This window comes from Burkholderia pseudomultivorans, from assembly GCF_902499075.1.
Taxonomy (GTDB): domain Bacteria; phylum Pseudomonadota; class Gammaproteobacteria; order Burkholderiales; family Burkholderiaceae; genus Burkholderia; species Burkholderia pseudomultivorans.
The window spans coordinates 14,131-27,434 of the sequence record NZ_CABVPP010000019.1; the positions used below are offsets into that span (position 1 = coordinate 14,131).

A 13,304-nucleotide genomic window follows, 5' to 3' on the forward strand; every position below is an offset into this window, starting at 1 on the left:
GTCGGCACCATCCGTCTCCAAACCCGAAGAATCTCTCGAAACGGAGGATAGCGATGAGCGCCGTAGAAGCACCCGCGGGCCGCCCGGCCGCACCCCCAGTGAAGAAGACGATGCTGCGCCGCCTGCTCAGTCATCACGAAATCGCGACACTGCTCGTCCTGCTGCACGCGCCGATCGGCGCGAACGCCAAACCCGAGCTGCCGGCGCTGCAGGAAGCCGGTCTCGTCGAAATGGTCAAGCTCGACGCCGATACCGCACCGAGCTTCCGCCTGACCGAAAACGGCACGGCCGTCCTGAAGGGGCTCGGCTACCGCTGAGCAGCCGCTTTCCCCCGAGCATTTCCGCACTTCCCCGCTTGCGCCGCGTCGGCTTCGCCGGCGCGGCACCCTACCCCGCCCGCTCCTGCAGCATCATCCGGTATTCCGTCGGCGTGACGCCGACCGTCGCCTTGAACTGGCGCGTAAACGCACTGTGATCCGTGTAGCCGCATAGCGCCGCGACGTCGGTCACCTTGTCGTGCGTGACGAGCAGCGCGGTCGCCGCGTCGAGCCGCGTCTTCAGCAGCACCTGCCGCGGCGTCAGGTGAAACACCTTGTGGAAATAGCGCTCGAGCTGCGCGACCGACATCCCGGCCATCTGCGCGAGCTGCTTCAGGTTCAGCGGCTGCACGTAGTGATCCTGGATGTGCTGGACCACGTCCGCGAGCCGGCTGTATGCCGGATGCGACCCTTCGTGCGCCCGCAGGTCGCGCGAAATGCCCGCGAGCCCGACCACCTTGCCGGCCGCGTCGCGCAACGGCTCCTTGCAGGTCAGGCACCAGCCCGGCAGCCGCCCCGGGTACAGGTGCAGTTCGAGCTGGTCGGTCAGTTGCTGGCCGGCGTTGATCGTCGCCATGTCCTGCTCGAAATAGCTGCGGCCGAAGCGGCGCGGAAACACTTCGTCGGTCGTCTTGCCGAGCAGCTCGCGCTTGTCCTTGTAGCCGCAGCGCATCGCGAGCGTGCGATTGACGAGCGCATAGCGGCCGTCGGCGTCCTTCACGAAGAACGCGACGTCGGGCAGCGCGTCGAATACCGGCTCGAGCAGGCGGAAGTGCGCGAGCATCGCATCGAGGTCGGCGTTGCCGGACGGGTGGCGCAGCGTGTCGGACAGGCTCATGGAAGGTGCGGCAAGCATGGTCGTCATCCCGGCATCCGCGAAGCGAGTGGCTGATGGCGTCGATTATAGGAGCGTCGCGCCACCGCGCCGGCCGCGCACGCGCGCCGTGCCGTCGCGAATCCCGAAATCGCCATCGTAGAAACAGCACCGCATCGCGTCTTGGCCCGACTGCGCATTCGCGATGACGATTTCAGCATATATCAGGGTTATCGACGATATGCCGATATCGTCGCCGCGCGCGCATCGAACGCGCAAGACGCGCGCATTTTCGCTACCTAGACTTCGCTCCACGGTCACGAGACGACATCCGGCCGCCGCCGCAGCCATCGCATCCGGCATTCCGCGGCGACCGCCGCGCAAGCCGATTCCGGCACAACCGGATGATGTGTGCAAGCTGCGGCGCGGGGCCTGCATAAGCGGCTTGCCCGCCGGCTCGCCGCACGACACGTCTCGCCCCGCTTACCGCCGCCGGCCGCCTGCCGGCGAGCCCAACCACGCCATCAAGGGGAAGTGAAAGTGAAGCTGAAGGTATCGCACGTCGCGCTGGCCGCTGCCTGCGCATTCGCGGGCGCGCACGCCATCGCCGCCGACGTCGTCAAGATCGGTTTCGCCGCGCCGCTCACGGGCCCGCAGTCGAACTACGGCACGGACATGCAGAAAGGCGTGCAGCTCGCGATCGCCGATTTCAACGCGACCGGGCCGACGATCGGCGGCAAGCCCGTCACGTTCCAGCTCGACTCGCAGGACGACCAGGCCGATCCGCGCACCGGCACGACCGTCGCGCAGCGGCTGATCGACGACAACGTGCGCGGCATCATCGGCCACTTCAACTCCGGCACCAGCATTCCGGCATCCGACCTCTACGATCGCGCGGGCCTGCCGCAGGTGTCGATGGCGACGTCGCCGCAATACACGGCGCGCGGCTACAAGACGACCTACCGGCTGCTGACGAGCGACGCGCAGGCGGGCCGCATCGTCGGCACGTACGCGGTGAAGAACCTGCACTTCAAGCGCATCGCGATCATCGACGACCGCACCGCCTACGGCCAGGGCATCGCCGACGAATTCGCGAAGGCCGTGCAGGCCGCGGGCGGCACGATCGTCAAGCGCGACTTCACGAACGACAAGGCGCTCGACTTCTCCGCGATCCTGACCAACCTGAAGGGCATCAACCCCGATGCGATCTTCTACGGCGGCGGCGATGCGCAATCGTCGCCGATGATCCGCAAGATGCGCCAGCTCGGGATGAAATCCGCGTTCGTGACGGGCGAGATGTCGCGCTCGCCGACCTTCCTGAAGGTCGGCGGCGCAGCGGCCGAAGGCGCGATCGTCTACATGGGCGGGCTGCCGAAGGAAAAGATGCCCGGTTTCGCGGGCTACGCGGCGCGCTACAAGGCGCGTTTCAACGAAGACGTGATCACCTACTCGCCGTATGCATACGACGGCACGATCGCGCTGCTCACTGCGATGAAGAACGCGAATTCGACCGATCCGAAGGTGTACACGCCGTATCTCGGCAAGGTGTCGATCAAGGGCGTGTCGGCGCCCAGCATCGCGTACGACGCGAAGGGCGACCTGAAGGACGCGCCCGTGACGATCTACCGCGTCGAGCACGGCGCGTTCAAGCCGGTCGACACGATCGCCGGCAACTGAGCGCCGGCGGCGCGCGCACGGTACGCCCGGCGCGCGCCTCTCCATGTGCCGCTTCCCGCCGAAGTCGAAGCCGCCCTCGACCGGCGCCGTCCGCGCGCATTTCGCGCTCCTGTAGAATCCTCCCACCCGCTTTGACGCTTCGTCCCCGCCGCGCCCCATCCCGGTGCGGCGGCGCGTGTGTCGCGCGTCCATCCGACGCGCGACGCGCCTCCCGACGACGCAGGTTGCGCCCTCGCCAGTCCATGCCGATAGCGGGCCCTGGAGACGCAGCACCGACAACAACATTCGAAAACCGATCGTCCTGACCATGCAAGCTTCCGAATTGAGCGGCGTGCCTCGCGCCGCCGAACGCGCACTCACGCGCAGCGACTACAAGACCCTCGGCCTCGCCGCACTCGGCGGCGCGCTCGAGTTCTACGACTTCATCATCTTCGTGTTTTTCGCGCCCGCGATCGGGCAGCTGTTCTTCCCGCACGACATTCCCGACTGGCTGCGCCAGCTGCAGACGTTCGGCATCTTCGCAGCCGGCTATCTCGCGCGTCCGCTCGGCGGCGTGATCATGGCGCACTTCGGCGACCTCGTCGGCCGCAAGCGGATGTTCACGCTGAGCGTGCTGATGATGTCTGTGCCGACGCTGCTGATGGGCCTGCTGCCCACCTACGACACGATCGGCATCCTCGCGCCGGTGTTGCTGCTGCTGTTCCGCATCCTGCAGGGCGCGGCCGTCGGCGGCGAAGTGCCGGGCGCATGGGTGTTCGTGTCCGAACACGTGCCGTCGCGGCACATCGGCTATGCGTGCGGCACGCTGACCTCGGGCCTGACGGCCGGCATCCTGCTCGGCTCGCTCGTCGCCGCCGGCATCAACAGCCGCTACACGACCGCCGAAGTCGCCGCGTTCGCGTGGCGCATCCCGTTCCTGCTCGGCGGCGTGTTCGGGCTGTTCTCGGTGTACCTGCGCCGCTGGCTGCACGAGACGCCGGTGTTCGCCGAGATGAAGGCGAAGAAGGCGCTTGCCGCGGAGATTCCGCTGAAGGCCGTGCTGCGCGACCACGGCCGCGCGGTGATCGTGTCGATGCTGCTCACGTGGATGCTGTCGGCCGCGATCGTCGTCGTGATCCTGATGACGCCCGCGCTGCTGCAGAAGCAGTTTCACCTGACGCCCGCGACGACGCTGTTCGCGAACAGCATCGCGACGCTGTGCCTGACGGCCGGCTGCATCTGCGCGGGTTCGCTCGCAGGCTGGATCGGCGCGAAGCGCGTACTCGGCATCGGCGGCCTCGTGCTGGCCGCGTGCTACTACCTGCTGTTCGTGCAGGTCGCGGCCGACGCGTCGACGCTGCCGGTCTACTACGGGATCGCGGGCTTCATGGTCGGCACGATCGGCGCGGTGCCGTTCGTGATGGTCAAGAGCTTCCCGGCCGTCGTCCGCTTCTCGGGCATCTCGTTCTCGTACAACGTCGCCTATGCGATCTTCGGCGGCCTCACGCCGGTGATCGTGTCGCTGATGATGAAGTCGAATCCGCTCGCGCCGGTCGTATATGTCGCGGCGATCTGCGTGCTCGGCGCGATTGCCGCGCAGTTCGCGAAGGATGCGAAGGCGGATGCGCCGCACTGAGCGGCAGCACGCCGGCCGTCCATGAACGAAGGGCCGAATCCCGCGGCGTGCGGGATTCGGCCCTTCTGCTCTATTCGGTGTGCCGAATCGGCGAGCGGCGTCGCGCGCTCAGCGCAGGCTGCCGTACGACGAGCTCGGCCGGCGCAGCGCATCGATGCTCGCGCCGCCCGCGCCCGTGACGAACAACAGCAGGAAGCCGCCGGCGATCGCGATGTTCTTCCAGAAGTGGATCACCATGTCGTGCTGGACCGCGGCGTCCGTCGCGTCCCAGAAATTGTGCCCGACCATCGCGGTCGCGACCGTGTAGAGCGCCATCAGCAGCGCGAGCGGCTTCACCTTGTAGCCGACGATCAGCAGCAGGCCGCCGAGCGCCTCGATCGCGACGACGACCGGCGCGATGTACTGCGCAAACGGCACGTTCAGGCCGCGCAGATAGCCGACGAAATCGCCATAGCCGAGCAGCTTCATCACGCCGCCCCACAAAAACAACGCCGCCAGCGCCAGGCGTGCGAAAAAAATGACGCCGGAATCGACGGAACGCGTCATGCCTCTCTCCTCGTAGGTCGTTCATCCGGCCGTCCGGGTGCGCCGGGACGGCCCCGGGGGCCTGCGGGCCCCGGCAAATGGGCCAGAATAGAGGCTCTTTCCGCCGCGTCCAAGCAAAAGGTTGTAGCAAATCTTTACACGATAGCGGCCGCGCGAACGACGCTGGCCGCCTGCGCGTTTAGTTCGCGTCGCTCAACAACACGCCTTTTTTGAAGATGAAACAGCCGTAGCCGCGCAGTTCTCCGGTGACGATCACCGCATACGCCTGCTGCGCGCGCTCGTAGAATGCGAAGCGGTCGATGCCCGCGAGCGGCACCGCACGCCCTTCCGCGCGGTCGATCTCGGCCTGCACTTCGCGCTGCACGGGCGGCACCGCCGCCGGATCGCCGACGACTTCCATCCGCCATGCGGGCGTATCGACGAAGGTGTCGAGCGGCAGCACCGACAGCACTGCGCGCGCGACACGCGCCGAATCGGCACCGTCGATCCGCAGCGCGCGGCCGACCGCCGTATGCTGCGCGACGGATTCGGCGGGGAAGTTCGCGTCGCAGATCGCCACTTCGTCTCCGTGGCCCATCGCGCGCAGCGCGTGGAGGATGTCGGCGTGCAGCAGCGGATCGAGATGCTTCAGCATGGGAGTCAGCCTCCGGAATCGGGAACGAATCGCGTAACGTTACCCGATCCCGGTCGCCGCGCCTACTTCGTGCGCGTCACGCCGCCGCGGCCGGCATTTCGTCGATGAAGCCGGTCACCGACTTCAGGCGGCCCGCCGCGTCGACGGTGCCGAAGTCCGAGCCTTTCACGATCGCGGCGCCGTCCGGCGACACCAGCGCCCACGAAAAACGCAAGTGCTGGCCGAATGCGTCGACGTCGGTCGTGCGGCGAAAGCGATACGCGGGAAAACGCGCCTGCACGGCCGCGATCATCGTGTCGATGCCCGCGTGGCCGTCGCCGGTCATCAGCGGATCGCGATATGTGGCGTCGCTCGCGTAGGTCGCATCGATCAGCGCGCGCCGCCGCGCGACGTCGGGTTCGTTCCACGCGTCGAAGTAGCGGTCGATCAGGTCGATGTGGGTGGACTGGACGGTGTTCATGCGAGGCTCCTGTGACTGGATGACGGGACGACATTGCCGCGAACGTTGCGGATCGCGTAACGTCATCGTCGCCGGCCTTGCGTCGGCGGTCGATTACGTCGCAGGTAAGCAATGTGCGGCAATGGGTGCGTCGTCACGCGCGGTCGACGGTCGTGATGTCGCGCGTCAAGGCCGGGCTGTCGCTGCCGCTGGAATCCGGCTGACCGGCGCGCCGCCCGACACAGGCGAAACGGGCGCCCGCAGGCGCCCGTTTGCTCGCTCGTTGCGCCGGAACCGAACCGGCGACGCCGCGCGCGTCAGGTCACCGGCGCCGGATTGAACAGCACGAGCGCATTCGCGAGCTTCCATTGCTCGGCCCACGTGCGGCGCTTGCCGCTCGCGACGTCGAGCATCAGCCGGAACAGTTCCCAGCCGACCTCCTCGATCGTCGCGGCGCCGGTCGCGATCTGCCCCGCATCGAGATCCATCAGATCGTGCCAGCGGCGCGCGAGATCGCTGCGCGTCGCGACCTTGATCACCGGCACCTGCGCGAGGCCGTACGGCGTGCCGCGGCCGGTCGTGAACACGTGCAGGTTCATCCCGGCCGCGAGCTGCAGCGTGCCGCAGATGAAATCGCTCGCGGGCGTCGCCGCATACAGCAACCCCTTTTGCCGCGCGCGCTCGCCCGGCCGCACGACGCCGGCGATCGGCGCGCTGCCCGACTTCACGATCGAGCCCATCGCCTTCTCGACGATGTTCGACAGCCCGCCCTTCTTGTTGCCGGGCGTCGTGTTCGCGCTGCGATCGACACGGCCGCGCTGCAGATAGCGGTCGTACCAGTCCATCTCGCGGACGATCTCGCGCGCGACATCCTCGGTCGCCGCGCGCGACGTGAGCTGCGCGACGCCGTCGCGCACTTCCGTCACCTCGGAGAACATGATCGTCGCGCCCGCGCGCACCAGCAGGTCGGCCGCGAAGCCGACCGCCGGATTGGCCGTCAATCCGGAGAACGCGTCGCTGCCGCCGCACTGCACGCCGACGACGAGATCAGAAGCCGGACACGTCTCCCGGCGACGACGGCTCAGCCGTTCGAGATGCGATTCGGCCATCGTCATGATCGAGTCGATCATCGACTGGAAGCCGACGTGCGCGGCGTCCTGCAGGCAGACGACGCCGCCGTTGTCCGGCTCGCCTTCGGCCGAGACGACCGGAATCGCGCCCGGCGGCAGCAGGCGGTCCGGCTGCAGCTTCTCGCAGCCGAGGCTGACCGTCATCACCTCGCCGCCGAAATTCGGATTCAGGCTGATGTTGCGCAGCGTGCGGATCGGGATGTCGGCGTCGGGCGCGTCGATCGCGACGCCGCAGCCGTACGTGTGCTCGAGCCCGACCACGTCGTCGACGTTCGGGTAGCGCGGCAGCAGTTCGGCCTTGATCCGCTTCACTGCATGCTCGACGACGCCCGACACGCACTGCACGGTGGTCGTGATCGCGAGGATGTTGCGCGTGCCGACCGAGCCGTCGGGATTGCGGAAGCCTTCGAACGTATAGCCTTCGAGCGGCGGCAGCGGCGGCGCGCGCCGGGTTGCGAGCGGCAGGCCGTCGAGCCCGGGCGGCTCGGGCATCCGCATCGTGCGCTCGTTGACCCAACTGCCGCGCCGCAGGTCGGTCAGCGCGTAGCCGATCACCACGTTGTAGCGGACGATCGGGTCGCCGGCCGCGAGATCGGCGAGCGCAACCTTGTGTCCCTGCGGCACGCTTTCGCGCAGCGTCAGCCCGTCGGCGAACGTCGCGCCTTCGGGCAGACCGCCGTCGTTGACGACGATCGCGACGTTGTCGTCCGGATGCACGCGGATATAGAGCGGGGAAGCAGTCATCGTCATTCCAGAAAGCACGTTTCAAATCGTTAGTCATCATACAACATGGAACACACGCGGCGCAGAGTTCGTAAACCCTTATCCGGAAAGACCCTACCCATTTCCGTGAAGCAAATCGCTTGCATGCGTCATTTCCATTGTTGTACGATGACATACAACGACATCGCCACCAAGGCTCGTATGCCGTTCCCGACGAACCCAGCACTCGCGCTAGACGGACGACCCAACCATGACTTCTCCGCAAGAACTCAAACAGATCATTTCCCACGGCCTGCTGTCGTTTCCGCTGACGGATTTCGACGCCGACGGCAGCTTCCGCCCGACCACCTATGCCGAGCGCCTCGAATGGCTTGCGCCGTACGGCGCAAGCGCGCTGTTCGCCGCGGGCGGCACCGGTGAATTCTTCTCGCTCACGCAGCGCGAGTACTCGGACGTGATCCGCGTCGCGACCGAAACCTGCAAGGGCAAGGTGCCGATCCTCGCCGGCGCGGGCGGCGCGACGCGCGTCGCGATCGAATACGCGCAGGAAGCCGAGCGCCTCGGCGCGAGCGGCGTGCTGCTGATGCCGCACTACCTGACCGAAGCGAGCCAGGAGGGGATTGCCGAGCACGTCGAGCAGGTGTGCCGCGCGCTGAAGATCGGCGTGGTGGTCTACAACCGTGCGAATTCGAAGCTGAACGCCGACATGCTCGAACGCCTCGCCGACCGTTGCCCGAACCTGATCGGCTTCAAGGACGGCGTCGGCGACATCGAGAGCATGGTCACGATCCGCCGCCGCCTCGGCGACCGCTTCGCGTACCTCGGCGGGCTGCCGACCGCCGAAGTCTACGCGGCCGCCTACAAGGCGCTCGGCGTGCCGGTCTATTCGTCGGCCGTGTTCAACTTCATCCCGAAGACGGCGATGGCGTTCTACGAAGCGATCGCGAAGGACGACCACGCCACGGTCGGCCGCCTGATCGACGAATTCTTCCTGCCGTACCTGAACATCCGCAACCGCCGCGCGGGCTATGCGGTCAGCATCGTGAAGGCCGGCGCGAAGCTGGTCGGCCACGATGCGGGCCCGGTGCGCGCGCCGCTCGTCGATCTGACCGAAGAAGAAGTCGCGCAGCTCGATGTGCTGATCAGGAAGATGGGGCCGCAGTAAGCACGACGCGGCCGGTCGCGGCGCCATCGCGGCGCAGCGGCCGGCCGGTCTCGCATCGAGAATCTGTTTCAGCACGTCGCGGTCGACGACTGCATCGAAGAGTCGGCCGACCGTGACCATCGCGTACTGCTTCGCAGTCGCGAGACGCGTCGTCGCCGAAAGCGCAATCCCGGCGCGGAGCGGGCTTCTTGAACTGCGCCAAGGTGATCGATGTCAGGCCGCGGTCGCCGATGCATTTCGCTGCGCACCTCGCCGGTACAGTCCGAGCGCCGCGCAAAAACCGCAGAACGCTGCAAAACTCAGCCAGTAGCCGGGCGCCGCCTTGTCGTGGGTGACCTGGATCAAATACGTCGATACCGCCGGCGTGAAGCCGCCGAACAGCGCCGTTGCGAGACTGAACGCGAGCGAGAACCCGGCGACGCGCACTTCGACCGGCATCACTTCGGTGAGCGCGGCGACCATCGCGCCGTTGTACATGCCGAAGAAGAAAGAGAACCACAGCAGCACGATCAGCATGCGTGCGAAGCTGGGTGCATCGGTGAGCCATGAGAGTGCCGGATACGCCGTGAAAATCGCGAGCACGGTAATGCCGAGCAACAGCGGCTTGCGGCCGACCCGGTCGGAAATCGTGCCGCCGATCGGCAGCCACACGAAGTTCGACACCGCGACGAGCAGCGTCACCATCAGGCTGTCGGCGGTCGACAGCTTGAGCACCGATTTGCCGAACGTCGGCGTGTAGACGGTGATGAGATAGAACGTGGTGGTCGTCATCGCCGTGAGCAGCGCGCCGGCAACGACGACGCGCCAGTTGCGCAGCAGCATGGCGAACACCTCGCGCGCCTGCGGATGGTGACGACGCGCCTGGAATGCGGCGGTTTCCTGCAAAGAACGGCGCAGCAGGAACAGGAACGGCACGATCGCGCAGCCGATGAAAAACGGCACCCGCCAGCCCCATGTACCGATCTGCTGCGCGGTGAGCCATTGGTTCAGGCCATAGCCGATGGCCGCCGCCATCAGGATGGCTACCTGCTGGCTGGCGGACTGCCAGCTCGTGTAGAAGCCCTTTCTGCCGGGCGTCGCCATCTCCGCGAGATAGACCGACACGCCGCCCAGTTCCGCGCCCGCCGAAAAGCCCTGCAGCAAGCGTCCGACCAGCACGAGCACGGGCGCGAGCAGGCCGATCGTCGCGTAGCCGGGCACACCGGCAATCAGGATCGTGCCGCCCGCCATGATGGACAGCGTGACGATCAGCCCGGTGCGCCGTCCCACCTTGTCGATGTAGGCGCCCAGAAAGATCGCGCCGAGCGGACGCATCAGGAAGCCCGCGCCGAACACGGCGAAGGTGAGCATCAGCGACGCGAACTCGCTCGTCGACGGGAAGAATACCTTCGAGATCGATGTCGCGTAGAAGCCGAACAGAAAGAAATCGAACTGTTCGAGAAAGTTGCCGCTCGTGACGCGCAGCACGGCGGCGGCGCGGGTCATGGACGAGCCGCCGGACGTGCCGGCAATCGGTTCAGTGTGGTTCATGCTGTCGTCTCCTGCTTGTCGTGTGATGAGGGCCGCACTCGGCGCCCTGTCATTGCTAGTCGGAACCGAGGTTCAATGAATGGCGTTGCCGCTTGTCTATCGACGACTTGAGCAGCGCGGCCGAACGGAAAACGCCGTGCGCGAACTTGCCGTACGGAAGCGTGGCAAAGAGCGCCATGACGATGCCCAGGTGGACCGCGAGCAATGACGGCATCGCGGCCGTCGCCCGCAACGCGAGCAACGCAAGACCGGATGCGCTCGTGAGCAGCAGCAGCGCGATGAAGCCGCGGTCCATCGGACGCTGGCGCGTATCGCCGCGCTCCGGATTGCGCGTCAGATTCAGCCACAGGAGGCCTGCCGGCCCGACTATCAGCCCGATACCGCCCGCTGTACCGAGCAACACCGGCGCGCTCACGAACGGATACGGCGCTTCGAGCCCGAACAGGTAGTGATAGAGGGTTGCGACCGCCGTCGCCGCGAAGCAGAGCATGAAGCCGTAAAACGTCAGGTGATGAAAACGGCGCCGCGCGAGCGTGAACGCGTCGCTTTCTTCATTGCAGCCGTCGCCGTGGCCGCCGTCGAGATACTTGAGCGTCAGCGCATACTTCGCGGCCTCGCTGACGGCAGGCGCGCTCGCGCTCGCCGTTCCCGCCGCCGTGTCGCGCCAGAAGCGCGTGACGCCGACGCCGAGCGCGAGAATCGCGAACAGGAAGACCGCGCCAAACATCGTCGCGAGCAGATCGTGCGGGAAGATCGCATAGAAGCTGCCCGACGGGACTTCCGCCGACAGGCCGCCATGCAGCGCCGTGCCGAGCAGCAGAAAGAGTGCAAGCCCCGCCGCCAGCGCCACGGACAGCGTCACCCCGTTGCGCTTGTACAGCGCGCCGAACGCGCGGGGAAACGCGTATTCCGTGTAGGTTTCGAGCCGCACTTGCGCCATTGCCTTCGGTACGTTCACGGCGAATTCGTGCGGCGGCGCGTACTGGCATGCGTGATAGCACGCGCCGCAGTTGTGGCAGAGATTCGCGAGATAGTGGACGTCCGCCTTGCCGAATTCGAGCCGGCGGGTCATCGCCGGAAACACGGCGCAGAAGCCTTCGCAATAGCGGCACGCGTTGCAGATCTGCATCTGCCGCGCGACTTCGCTTTCGCTGTCGCGCATCGGCAGGATCGGGATCACCCGCGAGTTCTTGACAGGCGCCGTTCGTTCCGCCGCGCGCGCGCGTCCGGGCGCGAGCGCATCAGACTGTTGCATGGTGGGCCTCCGTTGTATTGAGTGCGGCGCGCGCGGCTTCTGTCCCGGCGATGCGCCCGAACGCCGTGCCGATCGACATGCCCACGCCTGCCGTATAACCCTTGCCGAGCACGTTGCCCGCCATCATTTCGCCGGCAACGAAAAGGTTCTCGCTCGGCTCGCCGCCGAAGTGAACCTGTGCGCGGTCGTTGGTCTTGAGACCGAGATAGGTGAAGGTGATGCCGGGTCGCAGCGCGTAACCGTAAAACGGCGGCGTATCGATGCGGCGCGCCCAATGGGTCTTGGGGGGTGCCAGGCCTTCGGTATGGCAGTCGTCGAGCGCCGTGTGATCGAAGGTGCCGACCCGGCATGCGTCGTTATAGCGTGTGAGGGTTTCCATGAAGCGCGCTTCGGGCAGCTTCAGCTTGCGCGCCAGTTCCGGCAGGCTGTCGGCCTTTTCGCCCGGAAACACCGGCGGCATGAAACGGCCGATCGCTTTGGCGTCGATGATCGAATAGCCGATCTGCCCCGGCTGATGCGCGACGAGCCGGCCCCAGATAGCATAGCGCTTGGGCCAGAAATCCTCGCCTTCGTCGTAGAAACGCTCCGCCTCTCGATTGACGACGACGCCGAGCGACACGCAGTCGATACGCGTGCAGATGCCGCCGTCATACAACGGCGCGCGCGCGTCGATGGCGACGCAATGCGACTGCGACGGATCACCGATCATGTCTGCGCCCGCGTCGATCATGCGCTTGATCAGCACGCCCGTATTGAAGCGCGTGCCACGAATCAGGAAGTTGTCGGCGGGCCATTCGCCCCGCTCGTTTTGCCCCCACGCCTGCCGCAACCATTCGCGGTTCGATTCGAAGCCGCCCGCCGCCAGTACGCAGGCGCACGCTTCGAAACGCTGGCGGCCGCTGCGCGCCGCGATGAAACGTCCGCCGTCGAGTTCCAGCTCATCGACGGGCGTGTCGTAGCGGATATCGACGCCGAGCGCTTCGGCGCTGCGGTAGTACGCATTGACGAGCGCCTTGCCGCCGCCCATGAAGAATGCGTTCGTTCGGGCGACATGCAGCGCGCCGGACAGCGGCGGCTGAAAGCGCACGCCGTGCTTGTGCATCCACGGCCGGCAAGTGGACGACGCGCGAATCGTCAGCCGAGCCAGATGCTCGTTGGTGATGCCGCCGGTGACCTTCAGCAGGTCCTGCCAGAATTCCTCCTCCGGATAAGCGTCCACGAGGACATCTTGCGGCGCGTCGTGCATGCAGCGCAGATTGCGCGTGTGTTGCGAGTTGCCGCCGCGCCATTCGCGCGGCGCGGCTTCGAGAAGCAGGACCGACGCGCCCGCCTCGCGCGCCATCAACGCCGCGCATAGCGCGGCATTGCCTCCTCCGATTACGAGCACATCGACCATTAGAGCTGTCTCCTTTCGGACGCATCCTAAGGATCTCGTGCCCGTCGCGCCATCAGCGCGCCG

Annotated in this window: 12 protein-coding genes; 4 read left to right on the forward strand and 8 right to left on the reverse strand. The window is 66.6% G+C overall.

The features are described from left to right. The first annotated feature begins 53 nt into the window (after nt 1–53). Complete coding sequence (locus tag BST28156_RS15070; RefSeq protein WP_040130971.1) at nt 54–317, forward strand: hypothetical protein; 264 nt, start codon at nt 54–56, stop codon at nt 315–317. A 70-nt stretch (nt 318–387) separates the two neighbouring features. Here the strand turns inward: BST28156_RS15070 and BST28156_RS15075 are convergent, their stop codons facing one another. Next, a complete protein-coding gene (locus tag BST28156_RS15075; RefSeq protein ID WP_060240673.1) occupies nt 388–1,182 on the reverse strand; it encodes an AraC family transcriptional regulator in 795 nt (264 codons plus the stop codon). 489 nt (nt 1,183–1,671) lie between these two features. Here BST28156_RS15075 and BST28156_RS15080 point away from each other — a divergent pair, with 489 nt between their 5' ends. Both BST28156_RS15080 and BST28156_RS15085 read left to right on the forward strand, forming a co-directional pair. Further along, on the forward strand, nt 1,672–2,808 hold the full coding sequence (locus tag BST28156_RS15080) for a branched-chain amino acid ABC transporter substrate-binding protein (protein ID WP_060240672.1): 1,137 nt from the start codon (nt 1,672–1,674) through the stop codon (nt 2,806–2,808). 307 nt (nt 2,809–3,115) lie between these two features. After that, complete coding sequence (locus tag BST28156_RS15085; protein WP_174902584.1) at nt 3,116–4,423, forward strand: MFS transporter; 1,308 nt, start codon at nt 3,116–3,118, stop codon at nt 4,421–4,423. A 108-nt stretch (nt 4,424–4,531) separates the two neighbouring features. Here the strand turns inward: BST28156_RS15085 and BST28156_RS15090 are convergent, their stop codons facing one another. The 4 genes from BST28156_RS15090 to garD form a co-directional block, all read right to left on the reverse strand. After that, nucleotides 4,532–4,969, reverse strand: a complete 438-nt coding sequence (locus tag BST28156_RS15090; RefSeq protein ID WP_174902585.1) for a DoxX family protein — start codon at nt 4,967–4,969, stop codon at nt 4,532–4,534. A 178-nt stretch (nt 4,970–5,147) separates the two neighbouring features. Beyond that, nucleotides 5,148–5,603 (reverse strand): RbsD/FucU family protein, encoded by a 456-nt coding sequence (locus BST28156_RS15095; protein ID WP_174902586.1) that lies wholly within the window; start codon nt 5,601–5,603, stop codon nt 5,148–5,150. A 76-nt stretch (nt 5,604–5,679) separates the two neighbouring features. Then, nucleotides 5,680–6,063 (reverse strand): nuclear transport factor 2 family protein, encoded by a 384-nt coding sequence (locus BST28156_RS15100; RefSeq protein WP_060240668.1) that lies wholly within the window; start codon nt 6,061–6,063, stop codon nt 5,680–5,682. Between the two features lie 296 nt (nt 6,064–6,359). Further along, entirely contained in the window at nt 6,360–7,916 is a 1,557-nt protein-coding gene (gene garD, locus BST28156_RS15105; RefSeq protein ID WP_174902587.1) for a galactarate dehydratase, read from the reverse strand. Between the two features lie 229 nt (nt 7,917–8,145). On the opposite strand from garD, the gene kdgD reads away from it, so the two are divergent. Continuing rightward, on the forward strand, nt 8,146–9,060 hold the full coding sequence (kdgD, locus tag BST28156_RS15110) for a 5-dehydro-4-deoxyglucarate dehydratase (RefSeq protein WP_060240667.1): 915 nt from the start codon (nt 8,146–8,148) through the stop codon (nt 9,058–9,060). A 213-nt stretch (nt 9,061–9,273) separates the two neighbouring features. On the opposite strand, the gene BST28156_RS15115 is transcribed toward kdgD, so the two are convergent. The 3 genes from BST28156_RS15115 to tcuA are packed head-to-tail and all read right to left on the reverse strand — an operon-like array spanning nt 9,274 to nt 13,241. Next, nucleotides 9,274–10,590 carry an MFS transporter gene (locus tag BST28156_RS15115; protein ID WP_060240666.1) on the reverse strand — a complete coding sequence of 439 codons (1,317 nt, stop codon included), beginning with the start codon at nt 10,588–10,590 and terminating at the stop codon, nt 9,274–9,276. Nucleotides 10,591–10,645: 55 nt separating this feature from the next. Further along, on the reverse strand, nt 10,646–11,845 hold the full coding sequence (gene tcuB / locus BST28156_RS15120) for a tricarballylate utilization 4Fe-4S protein TcuB (RefSeq protein WP_174902588.1): 1,200 nt from the start codon (nt 11,843–11,845) through the stop codon (nt 10,646–10,648). Continuing rightward, on the reverse strand, nt 11,832–13,241 hold the full coding sequence (tcuA, locus tag BST28156_RS15125; RefSeq protein ID WP_174902589.1) for an FAD-dependent tricarballylate dehydrogenase TcuA: 1,410 nt from the start codon (nt 13,239–13,241) through the stop codon (nt 11,832–11,834). Before tcuA ends, tcuB begins: the two co-directional genes overlap by 14 nt. Nucleotides 13,242–13,304: the final 63 nt, after the last annotated feature.

What these genes read in the sequence shown, in the direction of transcription:
- BST28156_RS15085 (WP_174902584.1), top strand. Translation starts at nt 3,116, where the DNA reads ATGCAAGCTTCCGAATTGAGCGGCGTGCCTCGCGCCGCCGAACGCGCA.
- BST28156_RS15090 (WP_174902585.1), bottom strand. Translation starts at nt 4,969, where the DNA reads ATGACGCGTTCCGTCGATTCCGGCGTCATTTTTTTCGCACGCCTGGCG.
- BST28156_RS15095 (WP_174902586.1), bottom strand. Translation starts at nt 5,603, where the DNA reads ATGCTGAAGCATCTCGATCCGCTGCTGCACGCCGACATCCTCCACGCG.
- BST28156_RS15115 (WP_060240666.1), bottom strand. Translation starts at nt 10,590, where the DNA reads ATGAACCACACTGAACCGATTGCCGGCACGTCCGGCGGCTCGTCCATG.
- BST28156_RS15075 (WP_060240673.1), bottom strand. Translation starts at nt 1,182, where the DNA reads ATGACGACCATGCTTGCCGCACCTTCCATGAGCCTGTCCGACACGCTG.
- kdgD (WP_060240667.1), top strand. Translation starts at nt 8,146, where the DNA reads ATGACTTCTCCGCAAGAACTCAAACAGATCATTTCCCACGGCCTGCTG.
- BST28156_RS15100 (WP_060240668.1), bottom strand. Translation starts at nt 6,063, where the DNA reads ATGAACACCGTCCAGTCCACCCACATCGACCTGATCGACCGCTACTTC.
- garD (WP_174902587.1), bottom strand. Translation starts at nt 7,916, where the DNA reads ATGACTGCTTCCCCGCTCTATATCCGCGTGCATCCGGACGACAACGTC.
- tcuB (WP_174902588.1), bottom strand. Translation starts at nt 11,845, where the DNA reads ATGCAACAGTCTGATGCGCTCGCGCCCGGACGCGCGCGCGCGGCGGAA.
- tcuA (WP_174902589.1), bottom strand. Translation starts at nt 13,241, where the DNA reads ATGGTCGATGTGCTCGTAATCGGAGGAGGCAATGCCGCGCTATGCGCG.
- BST28156_RS15070 (WP_040130971.1), top strand. Translation starts at nt 54, where the DNA reads ATGAGCGCCGTAGAAGCACCCGCGGGCCGCCCGGCCGCACCCCCAGTG.